The organism is Caballeronia sp. LZ024 (genome assembly GCF_031451455.1).
Taxonomy (GTDB): Bacteria; Pseudomonadota; Gammaproteobacteria; order Burkholderiales; family Burkholderiaceae; genus Caballeronia; species Caballeronia telluris.
The window spans coordinates 1,539,278-1,557,677 of sequence record NZ_JARUXL010000001.1 but is presented as its reverse complement, the minus strand read 5'-3'; the positions used below and the strand labels follow the sequence as shown (position 1 = coordinate 1,557,677).

At 65.5% G+C, this 18,400-nt stretch carries 17 protein-coding genes and 1 pseudogene; 6 read left to right on the top strand and 12 right to left on the bottom strand.

Features of this window, described 5'->3' with window-relative positions; genetic code table 11:
- Positions 1-6 precede the first annotated feature (6 nt).
- The 6 genes from QCE48_RS07130 to QCE48_RS07105 all read right to left on the bottom strand — a co-directional run bounded on the left by QCE48_RS07130 (position 7) and on the right by QCE48_RS07105 (position 6,068).
- Complete coding sequence (locus QCE48_RS07130) at positions 7-1,014, bottom strand: asparaginase (protein WP_309785504.1); 1,008 nt, start codon at positions 1,012-1,014, stop codon at positions 7-9.
- 30 nt (positions 1,015-1,044) lie between these two features.
- Entirely contained in the window at positions 1,045-1,971 is a 927-nt protein-coding gene (locus tag QCE48_RS07125) for a CysB family HTH-type transcriptional regulator (RefSeq protein ID WP_309785505.1), read from the bottom strand.
- A gap of 21 nt (positions 1,972-1,992) precedes the next feature.
- Positions 1,993-3,051, bottom strand: coding sequence for a sulfate ABC transporter ATP-binding protein (locus tag QCE48_RS07120; RefSeq protein ID WP_309785506.1), 1,059 nt, complete (start codon positions 3,049-3,051; stop codon positions 1,993-1,995).
- Positions 3,052-3,067: 16 nt separating this feature from the next.
- A complete protein-coding gene (gene cysW, locus QCE48_RS07115) occupies positions 3,068-4,000 on the bottom strand; it encodes a sulfate ABC transporter permease subunit CysW (protein WP_309785507.1) in 933 nt (310 codons plus the stop codon).
- Positions 3,997-4,887 (bottom strand): sulfate ABC transporter permease subunit CysT, encoded by an 891-nt coding sequence (gene cysT, locus QCE48_RS07110; RefSeq protein ID WP_309785508.1) that lies wholly within the window; start codon positions 4,885-4,887, stop codon positions 3,997-3,999. Before cysT ends, cysW begins: the two co-directional genes overlap by 4 nt.
- A gap of 143 nt (positions 4,888-5,030) precedes the next feature.
- A complete protein-coding gene (locus QCE48_RS07105; protein ID WP_309785510.1) occupies positions 5,031-6,068 on the bottom strand; it encodes a sulfate ABC transporter substrate-binding protein in 1,038 nt (345 codons plus the stop codon).
- Between the two features lie 213 nt (positions 6,069-6,281).
- Between QCE48_RS07105 and lexA the strand changes: the two are divergent.
- The 3 genes and pseudogenes from lexA to QCE48_RS07090 all read left to right on the top strand — a co-directional run bounded on the left by lexA (position 6,282) and on the right by QCE48_RS07090 (position 8,151).
- Positions 6,282-6,987, top strand: a pseudogene (gene lexA, locus QCE48_RS07100) (transcriptional repressor LexA).
- A 135-nt stretch (positions 6,988-7,122) separates the two neighbouring features.
- The gene (locus QCE48_RS07095) at positions 7,123-7,449 is read left to right on the top strand and encodes a hypothetical protein (protein WP_309785512.1); all 327 of its coding nucleotides are present in this window, start codon (positions 7,123-7,125) and stop codon (positions 7,447-7,449) included.
- A 105-nt stretch (positions 7,450-7,554) separates the two neighbouring features.
- The gene (locus QCE48_RS07090; RefSeq protein ID WP_309785513.1) at positions 7,555-8,151 is read left to right on the top strand and encodes a DUF2939 domain-containing protein; all 597 of its coding nucleotides are present in this window, start codon (positions 7,555-7,557) and stop codon (positions 8,149-8,151) included.
- Between the two features lie 22 nt (positions 8,152-8,173).
- Here QCE48_RS07090 and QCE48_RS07085 read toward each other — a convergent pair whose 3' ends face one another.
- A complete protein-coding gene (locus QCE48_RS07085; RefSeq protein WP_309785514.1) occupies positions 8,174-8,683 on the bottom strand; it encodes a universal stress protein in 510 nt (169 codons plus the stop codon).
- Between the two features lie 439 nt (positions 8,684-9,122).
- On the opposite strand from QCE48_RS07085, the gene nodI reads away from it, so the two are divergent.
- Entirely contained in the window at positions 9,123-10,034 is a 912-nt protein-coding gene (nodI, locus tag QCE48_RS07080; protein WP_309785515.1) for a nodulation factor ABC transporter ATP-binding protein NodI, read from the top strand.
- 20 nt (positions 10,035-10,054) lie between these two features.
- On the top strand, positions 10,055-10,900 hold the full coding sequence (locus QCE48_RS07075) for an ABC transporter permease (protein ID WP_404982649.1): 846 nt from the start codon (positions 10,055-10,057) through the stop codon (positions 10,898-10,900).
- A 61-nt stretch (positions 10,901-10,961) separates the two neighbouring features.
- On the opposite strand, the gene gnd is transcribed toward QCE48_RS07075, so the two are convergent.
- From gnd to QCE48_RS07060, 3 genes are all read right to left on the bottom strand, one after another.
- Positions 10,962-11,942, bottom strand: a complete 981-nt coding sequence (gnd, locus tag QCE48_RS07070; RefSeq protein ID WP_309785516.1) for a phosphogluconate dehydrogenase (NAD(+)-dependent, decarboxylating) — start codon at positions 11,940-11,942, stop codon at positions 10,962-10,964.
- Between the two features lie 6 nt (positions 11,943-11,948).
- Complete coding sequence (gene tkt, locus QCE48_RS07065) at positions 11,949-14,051, bottom strand: transketolase (protein ID WP_309785517.1); 2,103 nt, start codon at positions 14,049-14,051, stop codon at positions 11,949-11,951.
- Positions 14,052-14,281: 230 nt separating this feature from the next.
- A complete protein-coding gene (locus QCE48_RS07060) occupies positions 14,282-15,334 on the bottom strand; it encodes an NADP(H)-dependent aldo-keto reductase (RefSeq protein ID WP_309785518.1) in 1,053 nt (350 codons plus the stop codon).
- A 179-nt stretch (positions 15,335-15,513) separates the two neighbouring features.
- Here QCE48_RS07060 and QCE48_RS07055 point away from each other — a divergent pair, with 179 nt between their 5' ends.
- Positions 15,514-16,956: an MFS transporter gene (locus QCE48_RS07055; protein WP_309785519.1), complete on the top strand. Its 1,443-nt coding sequence runs from the start codon at positions 15,514-15,516 to the stop codon at positions 16,954-16,956.
- Positions 16,957-16,971: 15 nt separating this feature from the next.
- Here the strand turns inward: QCE48_RS07055 and QCE48_RS07050 are convergent, their stop codons facing one another.
- Together QCE48_RS07050 and QCE48_RS07045 are read right to left on the bottom strand one after the other, a co-directional pair.
- Positions 16,972-17,337, bottom strand: coding sequence for a hypothetical protein (locus QCE48_RS07050; protein WP_309785520.1), 366 nt, complete (start codon positions 17,335-17,337; stop codon positions 16,972-16,974).
- Between the two features lie 89 nt (positions 17,338-17,426).
- Positions 17,427-18,164: an SDR family oxidoreductase gene (locus QCE48_RS07045; RefSeq protein WP_309785522.1), complete on the bottom strand. Its 738-nt coding sequence runs from the start codon at positions 18,162-18,164 to the stop codon at positions 17,427-17,429.
- Positions 18,165-18,400: the final 236 nt, after the last annotated feature.

Below are 18,400 nucleotides of genomic sequence, written 5' to 3'. Positions count from 1 at the left end.
TGCGTGTCAGTAGGTATCGAATACTTCCTGGATCGCGCCCGGATCGGTGATGCCGGCCGCGAGCGCGAGCATCAGCAGCACGCGCGCCTTGTACGGATTGAGCGTGCCCGCGCTTACGGAGCCGAGCGCATCGTCGGAGGCCGCGCCGTTGCGCATCACATGCCCCGAGCCGACGCGCGACGAGCGCACCACCGCGACGCCCTGTTTCGTCGCGTCGGCGAGCGCCTGCTGCAGGCTCGCGTGGACCGAGCCGTTGCCCGTTCCCGCGATCACGAGCCCCTTGACGCCCGTCGCGACCAATGCGTCGATCGCCGCACGCGACGCGCCCGCGTAGCTCGCGACGATCTCGACCGCAGGCAGCGCGTCATTCGCATCGAACTGGCTGTGCGACGTATGACGGCGCAAGGCCTTCCGCTGAAACTCGACGCGCCCGTCCTGCACCCAGCCGAGCGCGCCGATTTCAGACGAGCGGAACGCATCGACTGCGTAGGTGCTCGTCTTCGTGACGTCGCGCGCGCAATGGATCTGATTGTTGAACGCGACGAGCACGCCCTGCTTCGCGGCGCTCGCGTGCGCGGCGACCGTCACGGCGTTGAGCAGGTTCAGCGGGCCGTCGGCCGAGAGCGCGCTCGACGGGCGCATCGCCGCGGTCAGCACGACGGGCTTGTCGCTTTTGACGGTGAGATGCAGCAGGTAGGCGGTTTCTTCGAGCGTATCGGTGCCATGCGTGATGACCACGCCGTCGAAATCGTCGGTGGCGAGCAGTTCGTTGATGCGCGCCGCGAGCGTCACCCACAGGGCGATGCTCATGTCCTTGCTGTCGATGCTCGCCACCTGCTCCGCATGAATGCGCGCGACTTGCGAGAGCGCGGGAACGGCTTCCAGCAGTTTGTCGACGCCGACGACGCCCGCCTTGTAGCCCGCGGTTTTCGACGCATCGCCGGCCTGCCCCGCGATGGTGCCGCCGGTGGCAAGAACCGCGATGCGCGGTAAGGATTCGTTTGGGGTGTTCATGGCGCGATTTTACACAGGCGCCAGCGGCTTTCAGGCCGCTTCCCGCAACTGACTCGCGATCTCGGCTTCGTCGAGTTGCGGCGCGAACATCTCGATCAACCGATACGCATACGCACGCAAAAAAGCGCCCTTCCTCAATCCGACGCGCGTCGTGCTGGCTTCGAATAGATGCTGCGTGTCGAGCGCGACGAGTTCGGTATCGCGCTTCGCGTCGTAGGCCATCGCCGCCACGATCCCGATGCCCATCCCGAGTTCCACATAGGTCTTGATGACGTCGGCGTCGATGGCGGTCAGTACGACATCGGGCATCGCGCCCGCCTTGGCGAATGCCTGGTCGACGTGCGAGCGGCCCGTGAAGTCGTTGTCGTAGGTGACGATCGGGTATTCCGCGATCTCTTCCAGCGTGATGTTTTCGCGCCCGACGAGCGGATGATCCTTCGGCACCACTACCGTGTGATGCCACGAATAGCACGGGAACGTGACGATGTCGGGATAGCGGTCGAGCGCCTCGGTCGAGATGCCGATATCCGCTTCGCCATTGATGATCATCTGCGCTATCTGCTGCGGGCTGCCCTGGCGCAGCGCGAGATGCACCTTCGGGAAGACCTCGGTGAACTGGCGGATCACCTTCGGCAACGCGTAGCGCGCCTGCGTATGCGTCGTCGCGACGACGAGATGCCCGTTGTCCTGATCCGCGAACTGTCGCGCGACGCGGCGCAGGTTCTCCGCATCCAGCAGCATCCGCTCGATCAATTGATGCACGGCCTTGCCCGGCTCGGTGAGCCCCGTCAGCCGCTTGCCGCGCCGGATAAAAATATCGACGCCGAGTTCGTCCTCGAGATCCTTGATCTGCTTCGACACGCCCGACTGCGACGTGTACAGCACATTGGCGACCTCGGTCAGGTTCATGTTCTGACGCACGGCCTCGCGCACGAAGCGCAGTTGCTGGAAGTTCATGTCAGCCTCTCTTTTTGGATGTCACTGCGCCGGGAACACGCGCAGCACGCGCGGCACGGCCGTCACGCCATCGCCGATGTTCAGGTTCAGTTCGCGCCAGCTCTCGCGATCGAGCTCCGCTTCGAGCACGTTGCCCTCGCTGCCTTCCAGTTCGATGCGCACCGAGCCGCCGAGCGTCACGACCCGTCGCACGTCGACGACGATGCCGTCGCGATGGCCCGACTGCGTCGGATAGAGCGTGAGGTCGTGCGGGCGCACGTAGGCGAGCGCGGGACCGGCGAAGTTCGCTTCGGCGGCGATCGGCTGGGCGGCGCCCTGCGCGACGAAACCGCTCGCATCGACGTTGCCCTTCAGCCGGTTGGCCGCGCCGAGGAACTCGTAGACGAACGAAGTCTGCGGATGATCGTAGACGTCCTGCGGGCTGCCGACCTGCTCGACATGCCCGCGATTCAACACGACGATGCGATCCGCCACTTCGAGCGCCTCTTCCTGATCGTGCGTCACGAAGATCGTCGAGATGTGCAGGTCGTCGTGCAGGCGCCGCAGCCAGCTGCGCAGTTCCTTGCGTACCTTGGCATCGAGCGCGCCGAACGGTTCGTCGAGCAGCAGCACTTTCGGCTCGACCGCGAGCGCGCGCGCGAGCGCGATGCGCTGTCGCTGGCCGCCCGAGAGTTCGGACGGAAAGCGCTCGGCGAGCCAGTCGAGTTGGACGAGCTTGAGCAGTTCATGCACCTTCTCGCGGATCACGGCTTCGGTCGGCCGTTCGCGGCGCGGCTTCACGCGCAGTCCGAACGCGACGTTTTCGAACACCGTCATGTGACGAAAGAGCGCGTAGTGCTGGAACACGAAGCCGACCTGGCGCTCTCGCGCCCCCACTTCCGCGACGTCCTCGCCGTGCAGCACGACCTGGCCGGCATCGGCGTATTCGAGTCCCGCGATCACGCGCAAGAGCGTGGTCTTGCCGCAGCCCGAAGGCCCGAGCAGCGCGACCAGTTCGCCCGCCGGAAAGTCGAGCGAGACGTTGTCGAGCGCGGTGAAGTCGCCGAAGCGTTTTTGCAGATTCCGAACGATGATGCTCATGATGGTCCTCGTGCCTTCAGTTCTGGATGGACGTGACAGGCGCCTCGTGCGGGAGGTCCTGCGTCTTCGCGATCGATTGCGACATGCGGCGCTCGGCCAAAAGCTTCAGCGCGAGCGTGACGAGCGCGAGCAGCGCAAGCAGCGACGCCACCGCGAATGCCGCCGAAAAGTTGTATTCGTTGTAAAGGATCTCGACGTGCAGCGGCATGGTGTCGGTTTGTCCGCGGATGTGGCCCGAGACCACCGACACCGCGCCGAACTCGCCCATCGCGCGTGCATTGCAGAGAATCACGCCGTAGAGCAGACCCCACTTCACGTTCGGCAGCGTCACGCGGCGAAAGATCTGCCAGCCCGATGCGCCGAGCACGTGCGCCGCCTCTTCCTCGTCGTTGCCTTGCGCCTGCATCAGCGGAATCAGCTCGCGCGCGACGAACGGGAACGTGACGAAGATCGTCGCGAGCACGATGCCGGGCACGGCGAAGATAATCTGCACGTCGTGCGCGGCGAGCCACGGGCCGAACCAGCCCTGCGCGCCGAACATCAGCACGTAGATCAGCCCCGAGATGACCGGCGACACCGAGAACGGCAAGTCGATCAGCGTCGTGAGCAGCGCCTTGCCGCGAAACTCGAACTTCGCGATCGCCCACGAGGCCGCGAGGCCGAACACCACGTTCAGCGGCACGGCGATCGCGGCGGTGATGAGCGTCAGCTTGATCGCGGACCACGCGTCCGGGTCCTTCAGCGACTCGAAGTAATAATCAACGCCCTTGCTGAACGCCTGCACGAACACGGCGGCGAGCGGCACGACGAGAAAGAGCGCGAGGAAGACGAGCGCGATCGTCGTGAGCGCGTAGCGCACTGCGCGCGATTCGGTGACGGGATCGAGCTTGTGTTCGACGACACGCGAAGGCGCGATGGCCGGCGCCGCTTTCTGACTCGGCGTGCTCATGGCTTGCTCCCTTCTACGTGCAGCGATCCGGCGATGGCGGGCACCGTGCCCGTCTTGCTGGTGCGGCGCTGGAGGAACCACTGCAGCGTGTTGATGAGGAGCAGCATCAGGAAGGAGACGCACAGCATGACGACCGCAAGCGACGTCGCGCCCGCATAGTCGTACTGTTCGAGCTTGGTGATGATGAGGAGCGACGTGATCTCGGACTTCATCGGCACGTTGCCCGCGATAAAAATCACCGAGCCGTATTCGCCGAGCGCGCGTGCGAACGCGAGCGCGAAGCCCGTGAGCAGCGCCGGAACGAGCGACGGCAGCACGACGCGCCTGAACGTGAGCCAGCGCGTCGCGCCGAGACACGCGGCCGCCTCTTCCTGCTCGCGCTCGAAGTCTTCAAGCACCGGCTGCACCGTGCGCACGACGAACGGCAGGCCGATGAAGGTTAGCGCGACCAGCACGCCGAGCGGCGTGAACGCGACCTTGATGCCGAGCGGCGCGAGATACTGGCCGATCCAGCCGTTGCCCGCGTAGACGGCGGCAAGCGAGATGCCCGCGACCGACGTCGGCAGCGCGAACGGCAGATCGACGACCGCATCGACCACGCGCTTGAACGGGAACGTGTAGCGCACGAGCACCCACGCGACGAGAAAACCGAACACGGCGTTGATGAGCGCACCGCCGAGCGCCGCCGAAAATGTCAGCCGGTAGGAAGCCAGCACGCGCGGCGAGGTGACCGCGCGCACGAACTGCGCCCAGTCGAGCGTGGCGGTCTTGGCGAAAGTGGCCGCGAGCGGAATCAGCACCACGAGGCTCAGATAAGCCACCGTGATGCCGAGTGTCAGCCCGAAGCCGGGCAGCGCGCTCGGCTTGCGGAAAGTGAAAGTCGTCATCCTTGAATCGTCCTGTTCCAGCGCGCCGGGGTATGGCGCATTGCCTTGGCTTGTTTATACGCGGTCGTCATGTGCGCCGCTTGTCTTCGATGCTTGTCTTCGATGCGGCAAGGGCGCCGCTCATGCGACGCCCCTTTTACTTCTTACTGCGGCTGATAGATCGAGTCGAATACGCCGCCATCGGCGAAATGGGTCTTTTGCGCCTTGGTCCAGCCGCCGAACGTATCGTCGACGGTGTAGAGCTTGAGCTTCGGAAACTGCTTCGTCAGCGCGGCCGGCACCTTCGCCGAACGCGGACGATAGAAATTGCGCGCCGCGATTTCCTGCCCTTCGTCGCTGTACAGATACTTCAGATAAGCTTCGGCCAGCTTGCGCGTGCCGTGCTTGTCGACGACCTTATCGACCACGGCGACCGGCGGCTCCGCCAGAATGCTGACCGAAGGCACGACGATCTCGAACTTGTCCGCGCCGAATTCCTTCAGCGACAGGAACGCCTCGTTTTCCCACGCGATCAGCACGTCGCCCTGGGCGCGCTGCACGAAACTCGTCGTGGCGCCGCGCGCGCCCGAATCGAGCACGCCCGCGTTTTTGTAGAGCTTCGTCACGAAATCCTTCGCGCTCTGCTCGTTGCCGCCCGGCTGGTGCTGCGCGTAGGCCCAGGCCGCGAGATAGTTCCAGCGCGCGCCGCCCGAGGTCTTCGGATTCGGCGTCACGATCGAAACACCAGGTTTTGCCAGGTCGTTCCAGTCCTTGATCTGCTTTGGATTGCCCTTCCTCACGAGAAATACGATCGTCGACGTATACGGCGACGCGTTGTCCGGCAAGCGCTTCTGCCAGTTCTGATCGATGAGACCCTTGCCCGCGAGCGCGTCGATGTCATAGGCGAGCGCGAGCGTGACGACGTCCGCCTGCAGGCCGTCGAGCACGGCGCGCGCCTGGCCGCCCGAGCCGCCATGCGACTGCTTGAACGTCACCGATTCGCCCGTCTCCGCCTTCCACTTCTTCGCGAACGCCTGATTGAAGTCCTGATACAGCTCGCGCGTCGGATCGTAGGACACGTTGAGAAACGCCGTGTCCGCGTGCGCCTGGCCGACCGCTCCGATGCCCGCCGCCGCGCCGAGCACGAGCGCCGCAAAAAGCCCGCGCGTGCGCGCGCCCAAACCCGAATTCCGACTATGCATTCCCCGTTCTCCGTCTTATTGAGTTGACGAAGGCAGTCTATCGACCGGGCTTCATTATTAAAAATAATCGTTCTTCATTTTTTAAGATGCAAAAGTGCTAACGAACATTGTTCGAAGTTTGGCAGCGTGTCCGCGCACGCGATAGCCGGCCGAACGGCCAATCCGTGGCCGAACTTAAAGTAAAGCTTGAAAAGCGCGAAATACTGTATAAAAATACAGTCACCTGTCCATCCATACAGTCCGCCGAGGGGCCGAGCCAGTGAACAAAACAAGCAAACTAACCGCGCGGCAGCAGCAGGTATTTGAACTGATCCAGCGCGCCATCGAGCGTACCGGCTTTCCGCCCACGCGCGCCGAGATTGCCGCCGAGCTCGGTTTTTCTTCCGCCAATTCGGCGGAGGAGCATCTGCGGGCGCTTGCGCGCAAGGGCGTCATCGAACTGGCGGCGGGCGCTTCGCGCGGCATCCGGCTCGTCTCCGGCCTGGAAGATTCGCCACATCAGCTTACGTTGCCGCACCCGAGCATCATGCAATTGTCGCTGCCGCTCGTAGGCCGCGTCGCCGCCGGCAGCCCGATTCTCGCGCAAGAGCACATTTCCCAGCACTATTCGTTCGACCCGGCGCTCTTTTCCAGCAAGCCCGACTATCTGCTGAAAGTGCGCGGCCTTTCGATGCGCGACGCCGGCATCTTCGACGGCGACCTGCTCGCGGTGCAGAAGAAAAACGAAGCGAAGGACGGGCAGATCGTGGTTGCCCGTCTCGGCGACGATGTCACCGTGAAGCGCTGGAAGCGCCATCGCGACGGTGTCGAACTGATCGCCGAAAATCCGGATTACGAGAACATCTTCGTGAAGTCGGGCAGCGCGGAATTCGCGCTCGAAGGCATTGCGGTGGGCCTGATCCGCTCGGGCGAATTCTGAGCGGGCGCTTGTTAGCGCATTACTTAGTTAACACCACCCGGGCGTCCGGGTACGGCATTCTTGAAACGATCAACGATCTGACGGCTGTCGCATACGCGGCGAGCCGCGGTGCGTCCTATCGCCTGGAGAAACATCATGGAACGTTTTGCCCGTTTGCTGCCTTTCCGCCAGTTCGGTCGTCTGCGGTATCTGCGTTCGCTGATCTCCTGCAAGGCACCGCAGGCCGACACCGCGCCCGGACTCTTCGACGAGATGCCCGCGCTGCCGTCGCGCCAGCCGGCGTTCGCGCGCGTGTCGCTGAACGCGTCGGTGCATCACGAAGCCGAGCGCCGGGCGCCGGTGCGCGTCTATCGCGACGAGTCGCGCGTGATCATGATTGGAAACATCGACGAAGTGTCGCGGATGATCGACCGCTGCATCGATGAAGAACGCGCCGGCATCGCGGGCGGACTTTTCGCCTGATCGAGTACTGGTGTGGCGTTCGCGTCCGGGATTGCGCTTCGGGGATAAATTCTGCGTTCGCGCGGTCCATGAACAGACGCAACGTTACGCAAGGTGTCCAATCGTATGACCCGCACCACCAAGACTGTCGTTGTCACGCTCGTCGCGCTCGTTGTCGTTGCTGCGCTCGGCTTCGTCTACGCCTCGCCGTATATCGCGCTGGATCGGCTCAAACGCGCAGCCGACGCGCGCGACGCTCAAACTGTGAACGAATACGTCGATTTTCCGGCCTTGCGCGACAGCCTCAAGCAGCAGGTGGCGGCATTGCTCACACGGCGTGTCGACATCCAGAAGAGCGGCAATCCGCTCGCGGTCATCGGCGCGATGATCGGCGCGGCGCTGATCGGCCCGCTCGTCGATTCGTATGCGACGCCGGACGGGGTCGCCGCGATTCTCAACGGCATTCCGCCGCGCGGGAATCCGGGCGAACGTCCGCCGGCGCCCCCGGGAGCGCATGCGGGTGCGGACGGCGCGGCCGCGCCCGTTTCCGGGCCCGCGCCCGCGGCACCGAAGGCGCCGCCCGCGACCACGGCGGGTTATCGAAGCTTCGACACCTTCGTGGTCAGCTACCGGCACGGCGCGGGCGATGCCCGCTATTCCGCGATCTTCCATCGCAGCGGGCTCGTGACCTGGAAACTGGTCGCGGTGGATCTCAACGGTTGAGGGGAGAAACGGCGCGCGCCACCTACGCGCTGACTTCGCTCTTGACCGGCTTGGCCGCGTAGGCCGCATCCTCTTCGGCTTCGGCCGATTCACCCGCCGGGCACACCGCCACGAGGATGCTGCACGATACGCGGTCGAGCAGCGGCGTGTTGCCCGCGCCCATCCACCAGCGCGCGAGTCCGCTTCGGCAGCGATGCCCGACCACCACGAGATCCACCTTCAGCTTCTCCGCGAGGTTGGCGATCTCGTCGATCGGATGTCCGAACGCGAAATGCCCTTGCGCCTGCAGGCCGCGCTCGGTCAGCCAGTCGACGCCTTCCTGCAGGATGTCGCGCGCCGCGTCCTCGAACCGGCCGCAGGCCATGTCGGTGAGCAGGCCCGCGCTCTGCGCGATCGACGAACGCATGTCGACCACCGCGAGCACGTGCGTCTCGGCCTTCAGGTCGAGCGCGAGGTTGGCGCCGTGCCGCAACGCCTTGCGGCCTTCGCGGGTGCCGTCGTAGCACAAGAGGATTTTCTGATAGCTCGCCATGATGGATCTCCCTGACCGCATGAGGTTCGGTGCTGTCTGCATGATGGTGCGTCGCTACGCCCGCGGCAACGATGGAAAACGCTAACGCGCGGCGTCGATGGGTGCGACTGAACGCGCCTTCCAAGCTCGCATCGTGCCAGCAACGCGCGAGTCCCACCGGCCAAGGCGCTGGTCTTTTCGGCCGGCGATCGGGCCCGCCCGGCGCCGCGTTCGCGCACCGGACGCGGGCGCGCAAGTTGCATCCGCGGGATCGAGCGCCGTCATGGTGCAATGGATTACACTAGCCGGCTCGGCTTTCCGGTGGACGCTTCACAGACCGACTACGCATTCGAAGCGCCAATTCGCCCGCCTATTTGGGCCATTCTGGACCATGACAGCTTTGGAACCCTTAACGATTTCATCGAACGCTACGGACGGATCAAGCGACGGCGCGCACCCGGTGCCCCGTGCGATCGACTTCGACGATGTCAGGAAGCACTACGGAAACAAGACCGTCATCGACGGGCTGTCGTTTCATGTCGAGCCGGGCGAATGCTTTGGCCTGCTCGGCCCGAACGGTGCGGGCAAGACGACGACGCTCAAGATGCTGCTCGGCATCACTTCGCCCGATGCGGGCGCGATCCAGCTCGTCGGCGAACCGATTCCCGCGCGCGCGCGCTTCGCCCGTCGGCGCGTGGGCGTCGTGCCGCAGTTCGACAACCTCGATCCGGACTTCACCGTCCGCGAGAACCTGCTGGTTTTCGGCCGCTATTTCGGCATGAAGCACGCGCAGATCGCGGCGCTCGTGCCGTCGCTGCTCGAATTCGCCAAGCTCGAAGCCAAGGCGGACGCGCGGGTCGGCGAACTGTCGGGCGGGATGAAGCGCCGGCTGACGCTGGCGCGCGCGCTCGTCAACGACCCCGACGTGCTCGTGATGGACGAGCCGACCACGGGCCTCGATCCGCAGGCGCGCCACATGATCTGGGAGCGGCTGCGCTCGCTCCTGTCGCGCGGCAAGACCATCTTGCTCACGACGCACTTCATGGAGGAAGCCGAGCGTCTGTGCGACCGGCTTTGCGTGATCGAGGAAGGCCGCAAGATCGCCGAGGGCCGGCCGCACGAACTGGTCGAATCGGTGATCGGCTGCGACGTGATCGAGATCTACGGTCCGGATCCGCTTGCGCTGCGCGATGAACTCGCGCCGTTGGTCCGGCGCATGGAAGTGAGCGGCGAGACGCTCTTTTGCTACGTCGACGATCCTCAGGCCGTGCATCAGCGCGTCAAGGGGCGCGCGGGCGTGCGCTATCTGCACCGGCCAGCGAATCTCGAAGACGTATTCCTGCGCCTGACCGGGCGCGAGATGGTGGATTGACCGGCTGGAACGAAGATCACATGAACACTTACGATCCGTCGCGCGCGGCGGCCAAACGCGATCAGACCGCACACCCGGTCGAGAACGCCCGTCCGCAGGCGATGCCTTCCAGCGCGACCAACTGGATCGCCGTCTGGCGGCGCAACTATCTGGTGTGGAAGAAGCTCGCGATTGCGTCGATGTTCGGCAATCTCGCCGATCCGATGATCTACCTGTTCGGCCTCGGACTCGGCCTCGGCCTGATGGTCGGGCGCGTGGACGGCGTCTCGTATGTCGCGTTCCTTGCGGCGGGCACGGTGGCGTCGAGCGTGATGATGTCGGCGAGTTTCGAGTCGATGTACTCGGGCTTTTCGCGCATGCACGTGCAGCGCACGTGGGAGGCGATCATGCACACGCCGCTCACCCTCGGCGACATCGTGCTCGGCGAGATCGTCTGGGCGGCGAGCAAGTCGGTGCTCTCGGGCGTCGCGATCATGCTGGTGGCGGCGGTGTTCGGCTACGCAAGCTTCCCGTCGATGCTGATCGCGCTGCCGATCATCGTGCTGACGGGGCTCGCGTTCGCGAGCAGCACGATGATCGTGACCGCGCTCGCGCCGAACTACGACTTCTTCATGTTCTACCAGACGCTCGCCCTCACGCCGATGCTGCTGCTTTCCGGCGTGTTCTTTCCGGTCACGCAGTTGCCCGCGGCCGCGCAGCACATCACGCTGCTGCTGCCGCTGTCGCATGCGGTCGAACTGATCCGGCCGGCGATGCTCGGGCGGCCGATTACGGACGTCGCGCTGCATGTCGGCGTGCTGCTCGTGTATGCGATCGTGCCGTTTTTCGTGTGCGCGGTGCTGTTTCGGCGACGGATGATGAAGTGAAACGGGCCGCGTCAGCTCACGCCGACGCGGCCCGCCTCCTTTTCCGTCCGCCCCAAACCCGTCACTTCACCGGAAACTCCTTGTGCCCGCCGAAACCGAAGCGCATCGCGGAGAGCAGGCGTTCCGGGAACGCTTCCGCGTCGCGCGACTTGAAGCGCGTATACAAAGCCGCCGATAGCACCTGCGCGGGCACCGCTTCCTCGATGGCCGCTTCGATCGTCCAGCGCCCTTCACCGCTGTCCGCGACCTCGGTCGAGAAATGATCGAGCGAGCCGTCCTGCGCGAGCGCGCCCGCTGTCAGGTCGAGCAGCCAAGACGACACCACGCTGCCGCGCCGCCACACCTCGGCGACATCCGCGAGATCGATGTCATAGCGCTGCTCGGGCGGCAAATCCGGCGACGCCTTGTGCTTGAGGATATGAAACCCCTCGGCATACGCCTGCATCAGCCCGTACTCGATACCGTTGTGGACCATCTTGACGAAGTGCCCCGACCCGACCGGACCGGTGTGCATGTACCCCTGCTCGACTCGCGGATCGCGCCCTTCGCGGCCCGGCGTGAGCGGAATGTCGCCGCGATGCGGCGCGAGCACCGACAGGATCGGATCGATGCGCCGCACCGCCTCTTCCTCGCCGCCGATCATCATGCAGTAGCCGCGCTCCAGACCCCACACACCGCCGGACGTCCCGACGTCGACGTAATGCACGCCCAGTTCGCGAAACTGCGCCGCGCGCCGGATGTCGTCCTTATAGAAGCTGTTGCCTCCGTCGATCACGATGTCGTCCGCGCCGAGCAGCTTGTGCAGGTCGGCGAGCGTATCCTCGGTGATCTTGCCCGCTGGCAGCATCAGCCAGATCACGCGCGGCGCGGCGAGCTTCCCGACGAGATCGCCGAGATCGCTCGCGCCCGTCGCGCCTTCCGCGGCAAGCGCCTCTGTCGCCGCGGGATTGTGATCGTAGACGACGCAGCGATGGCCGCCGCGCATCAGCCGTCGCCCGATGTTGCCGCCCATCCGTCCCAGCCCCACGATGCCGATCTGCATGATGGCTCACTCCTTGCCGTTCTTGCCGCTGGATTTGACCCGCTCGATCTGCTTCTTCGCTTCCTCGTAGACGCGCCCCGGCGTGAAGCCGAACTTGGTCTGCAGCGCCTTCAGCGGCGCCGACGCCCCGAACGTGTGCATCACGATCTGCGAGCCGAGGCGGCCGGTGTAGCGATCCCAGCCGAGCGTCGCCGCCTGCTCGACCGCCACCCGCGCGTTCACGTCTGGTGGCAGCACCGAGTCCTTGTACGCCTGATCCTGTTTCTCGAAGATGTCCCACGACGGCATCGACACCACGCGCGCCGCGATGCCCTCACCCGCGAGCTTTTCATACGCCTCGACGCACAGCGAGACTTCGCTGCCCGTGGCGAGCAGCAGCACTTCGGGCGTCTTGCCGGCGGGCGCGTCGGCGAGCACGTAGGCGCCGCGCTTCACGCCTTCAGCCGACCCGTATTTCTTGCGGTCGAAGGTCGGCAGCGGCTGGCGCGTCAGGACGATGCAGGACGGCTCATGCGACTGCGACAGCGCGACGCGCCACGCCTCGCTCACTTCGTTGGCGTCGCCGGGACGCAGCGTGGTGAGTCCCGGCACGCCGCGCAGCGACGCGAGCTGCTCGATCGGCTGGTGCGTCGGGCCGTCCTCGCCGACGCCGATCGAATCGTGCGTGAACACGTAGATGACCGGCACCTCCATGATCGCGGAGAGGCGGATCGGCGGCTTCATGTAGTCGCTGAAAATCAGGAACGTGGAGGCGTAGGGCCGCATGTCCGAGAGTGCGAGGCCATTGGCGACCGCGCCCATGCCGTGCTCGCGGATGCCGAAGTGCAGGTTCCTGCCGCCGTAGCTGTCGTGTTCGAAACTGCCGGCGCCCTCGAACTTGAGATTGGTTTTCGTCGACGGCGACAGGTCCGCCGCGCCGCCGATCATCCACGGAATGCGCTGCGCGATCGCGTTGAGCACCTTGCCCGACGATTCGCGCGTGGCGATGCCCTTCGCGTCCGGCTCGAAGACGGGGATGTCGGCGTCCCAGCCTTCGGGCAGCTTCGACTCGCGCATCAGGCTGAACTGCTTCGCGAGATCCGGATACTGCTTGCCGAACTCGCTGAAGCGCTTCTCCCATTCGCCGCGCGCCTGCTTGCCGCGCGCGCCCATTACTTCCGCGAAACGCTCCTTCACGCCCTCGGGCACGAGGAACTGCGCGTCTTCCGGCCAGCCGTAAGCGCGCTTCGCGAGCTTGACCTCTTCCTCGCCAAGCGCCTCGCCGTGCGCGGACGCCGTATCCTGCTTGTTCGGCGCGCCCCAGCCGATGATGCTCTTCACCACGATCAGCGTCGGCCGGTCAGTCGTCGCCTTCGCCTTGTTGATCGCGGCTTCGAGCGCGGCCTCGTCGTTGGCGTCGTCGACGTGCATCGTGTTCCAGTTGTAGCCTCTGAAACGCGATTCGACGTCGTCGCTGTACGCGAGATCCGTGTGACCCTCGATCGTGATGCGGTTGCTGTCGTAGATCCAGATCAGGTTCGAGAGCCGCAGGTGGCCCGCGAGCGACGCGGCCTCATGCGACACGCCTTCCATCATGTCGCCGTCGCCACAGAGCGCGTAGACGCGATAGTCGAAGAGCGCGTTGTCCGGCTGGTTGAAATGCGCCTCGCGCCAGCGCGCGGCCATCGCCATGCCGACGCTGTTGCCGAGTCCCTGGCCGAGCGGCCCGGTCGTCGTCTCGACGCCCGTCGTCATGCGGTATTCGGGATGGCCCGGCGTATTGCTGTCGAGCTGGCGAAACTGCTTGATGTCGTCGATCGAGACGGCGGGCGCGCCGGTCGGCTTGCCATCCTTGACCGCCTTCACGCCCGCGAGATGCAGGAGCGAATAAAGCAGCATCGATGCGTGCCCGACCGACAGCACGAAGCGGTCGCGATTGGGCCACGTCGGATCGTCCGGGTCGTAGCGCAGGTGGTTCTGCCACAGGTGGTAGGCGACGGGCGCGAGCGCCATCGGCGTGCCCGGGTGACCGGAATTGGCCTTCTGCACGGCGTCCATCGACAGGGTGCGGATCGTGTTGATGCAAAGCTGATCCAGTTCGGCGGGGGACTTCGCGGAGGGTTGTGACATGAGCGACGACTCCTTGGAAAGAGCGCGCGCTGAGGCACGACAGGCGCCACAGCGGGCAACCAGGACAATCGAGCAAGTGTAGTGCCTCGCAGACGGCACTGCAGCGGAAAACGTCGGACGCCTTGCCGCATAAGGAATTGCGGTGGATCAGGCGGGTCTTGCGCGGCGCTGTTGCGCGGACCGCGCGGCCGGTCGGATCGACAATCCGGCCGCCGCGCGGTCCATGATACTCAAGGTGCCGGATTCGGCTGCTGTTCGTGCAACGCGTCGATGTCGGCGAGGATTTCATCGGACAGTTTCACACCGACGCTGTCGATGTTCTCCTTCAACTGGGCGAGCGTAGTCGCGCCGATCAGCGTGCTCGTCGTGAACGGCCGGCTGTTCACGAACGCGAGCGCGAGTTGCGCGGGCGTGAGTCCGTGACGCCGCGCGAGCGCGCTGTAGCGGTCGATGGCCGCGATCGCCTGCGGCTTGCTATAGCGCTGGAACCGCTCGAAGAGTGTGATGCGCGCGCCGTCGGGCCGCGCGCCGCCTTCGTACTTGCCGGTCAGCCAGCCGAAGGCGAGCGGTGAGTACGCGAGCAGCCCGACACCCTCCTTGTGCGTGAACTCCGACAGCCCGGTCTCGAACGTGCGGTTCACGAGGCTGTACGGATTCTGGATGCTGACGATGCGCGGCAGCCCGTGCTTCTCGGCGGCGTTGAGGAACTGGGCGACGCCCCACGGCGTCTCGTTCGAGACGCCCACGTGGCGGATCTTGCCGGCCTTCACGAGATCGCCGAGCGCGGCGAGCGTTTCGTCGATCGGCACCGTGTATTCGTCGTCGATGTACGGATACGACGGGCGCCCGAAGGTCATCGTGCTGCGGTCCGGCCAGTGCAGCTGGTACAGGTCGATGTAGTCGGTCTGCAGGCGCTTGAGGCTGCCGTCGACGGCTTCGGTCAGGTTCGCGCGGTCGAACTGGTTGCCCGCGCCGCGAATGTGACGCGGATTGTGCGGCTGGCGCGCCGGCCCCGCGATTTTCGTCGCGAGCACGATCTTGTCGCGCTTGGCGCGATGGGCGCCGAGCCAGGTGCCGATGTACTGCTCGGTGCGGCCCTGCGTCTCGGGACGCGGCGGCACGGGATACATTTCGGCGGCATCGATCAGGTTGACGCCCTCGCCGAGCGCGTAGTCGATCTGCGCGTGCGCTTCGCTTTCCGTGTTCTGCTCGCCCCAGGTCATCGTGCCGAGACCGATCAGGCTCACGTCGATGCCGCTTGCGCCGAGTTTCCGATACTCCATTGCTTTGCTTTCCTTGTGTTCGTTGCCGGAATGACGGGTCAAACGCCGACGCTACCATAGCCACGCCGGCTTTGCTTCGACGCTAGAATGGCAGCCGGCCACGCGGCGCGGGTTTCTTGCATGACTCTTGCGATTGCCTTGCGCACGGCGGCCCGCCGATGACATGGAGACCCACGCCGATGCAGGCCCCAGAAAGTCCGAGCGACGCCACGCGCGCTCGCGGTTCCAGCGGTTCGCTCATCGTCGCGCTCGTCGCGGCGACGTTCTTCATGGAAAACCTCGACGGCACGATCATCGCCACCGCGCTGCCGCAGATGGCGCGCTCGTTCGGCGTGCATCCCGCCGACATGAGCCTCGGCATCACGTCGTATCTGCTGACGCTCGCCGTCTTCATCCCGATCAGCGGCTGGGCCGCCGACCGCTTCGGTTTGCGCACCGTGTTCGGCAGCGCGATCGCCGTGTTCACCGCCGCCTCCGTGCTGTGCGCGACCACCAGCACGCTGCATTCGTTCGCCGCGGCGCGCGTGTTGCAGGGCATCGGCGGCGCGATGATGGTGCCGGTCGGGCGCCTCGCCGTCCTGCGCGCGACGCCCAAGGACGGCCTGATGCGCGCCATCGCGATCATCACGTGGCCGGGGCTCGTCGCGCCGGTGATCGGTCCGCCGCTCGGCGGCTTCATCACGACTTATTCGTCGTGGCGCTGGATCTTCTATCTGAATCTGCCGCTCGGGCTGATCGGACTCTTCGTCGCGCTGCGCTATCTCGACAACACGCGCGAAAACGCGGGCCGCCGCTTCGACCTGCCCGGCTTCGCGCTCTGCGGCCTGTCGTGCACGACGCTGCTCTACGCGATGGAACTGATCGGCCGCAACGACACGCCGTGGACGCAGACGAGCGTGCTCGTCGCGGTGGGCGCCGTGTCGGGCGCGGCCGCGTGGCTGCATCTGCGACGCGCGAAGGAGCCGGTCGTCGAGCTGTCGGCGCTGAAGGTGAAGACGTTCGCCGTCGCGATGGGCGGCGGCTCGCTCTTTCGCATCTCGATCAGCGCGGTGCCGTTCTTGCTGCCGCTGATGTTCCAGGTCGGCTTCGGGATGGACGCGTTCGCCTCAGGCCTGCTCACGCTCGCGGTATTCGCGGGCAATCTCTCGATGAAGCTCGTCACGACGCCCGTCATGCGCCGCTTCGGCTTTCGCTCGGTCCTGATCGTGAACGGCACGCTCGCCGCCCTCTCGCTCGCGGCGATGAGCCTGCTCTCGCCGTCGACGCCCAAAAGCGTGATCATCGTCGTGCTGTTTCTCTCGGGGCTTGCGCGCTCGCTGCAGTTCACCGCGCTCAACACGCTCAGTTTCGCCGACGTGCCGAAGGCGCAGATGAGCGGCGCCTCGGCACTGTCGAGCACGCTCTTTCAGATGACGATGGGGATCGGCGTCGCGGCCGGCGCGATTGCGCTCAGGATTGCGCAATGGCTGCACGGACACGACTCGCAGTCGGTCACGCCGGCGGATTTCAGCGTGGCGTTCCTGATCGTCGCGGTGATCGGGCTCGTGGGAATCGCCGATCTCTTCGGGCTCGCGCGCGACGCCGGCGCGGTCGTGAGCGGACATCGCGCACGCAAGCGCTGAAAGCTTTCGCGTTCGCTACGCGGCGCGCTGGAGCCAATCGAGCCAGCCGAGCGCAATCGCCGCGTTGAGCAGCACGCCCGCCGTCGCGGCGAGCGCCGCGATCATGGTCCAGAACGCGGACCGGCGCGCCGCCTGCGCGGAATCGCGCGCATCGCGGGCGGCGTCGTGCGCCGCCTCGGCCGACGCCACCATCGCCCGGCGCTGCTCGGTCTGGCGCCCTTCCTCCTTCTGAAAGAGCCACGCGCGCTTGGCGAAGATCTCGTCGTCCGCGGGCGACGACGCTTCGAGTTCCGCGCGTATCGAGGCCTCGCCCGTCGACTCGTAACGCCTGAAACGCGCTTGGCGTTCGCTCGCGGCGGCCGGCTTGCCGTCTTCGTCCATGTGTCCTCGCTCGCGGATACCGAAAGGCAACCGGACGATTGTCACATGCCGGAAGATGCGGCGGGCCAGCGCTTACCGCGTGCCTGCGATCAAAGCTGGCTCATGCCGCCGTCGATGATGATCTCCGTCCCGACGATGAACCCCGACTCGGGCGCGGCGAGATGCAGTACGGTCGCCGCGACTTCGCTGCTGTGCCCGAAGCGTCCGAGGGGAATCTGCGCCTGCAGTTGCGCGGCGGTGTCGTCGGAGAGGCCGAGCTTTTCGTGCAGCGGCGTGCGAACGGGGCCGGGGCTGACCACGTTCACGCGCACGCCGCGCGGCAGCAGTTCGGCCGACAGCGTCTTGGCGAACGTGATGAGCGCACCCTTGCTCGCCGCATACACCGACGAAGCCGGCATGCCGATATGCGCGTTGATCGACCCGTTCAGAACGATCGACGCCCCTTCGTTCAAAAGCGGCACGAGCGACTGGATCTGGAAAAACGCGCCCTTCACGTTGATGTCGAAGGTCTCGTCCCACAGCGCTTCGGTGATGTCCGCGAAGGGCGCGAGCTTCGCGATTCCCGCGTTGATGAAGACCGCATCGAGCTTGACGTTGGCTTCGGCAAGCTGCTTCGCCAGTTCGCGGGCCGCGGCGACCGAACCGGCGTCGTTGCGTAGCGCGATCGCGCCGGCGCCGAGCGTAGCCTCGGCCGATGCGAGCGTGGCCGCATCGCGTCCGGTGATGACGACGCGTGCGCCTTCCGCCGCGAACGCCTGGGCGGTGACGAGGCCCATGCCGCTATTGCCGCCGGTGACGAGGACTGTTTTTCCATTAAAGCGATTCATGACGTTCTCCTTTGAACGCGGGTCAGTGTGTGAGAAGAAGTGTGCGCCGCCCGCAACGCATTGCCGTGCAACGCTTCCGATGAACACGTTCGACGTTATCGCACATCTTTGTCTCCCTCCGCTCGGACCGCGACGCTCTGCGCGGCCGCGCACACAAGTGCCTTGAACGCGCGTGATGCGCCTCCTAGAGTTAGCTGCGGCCTTTCGCCGGCCTTTTTCGCGCCTTACGTTTCATC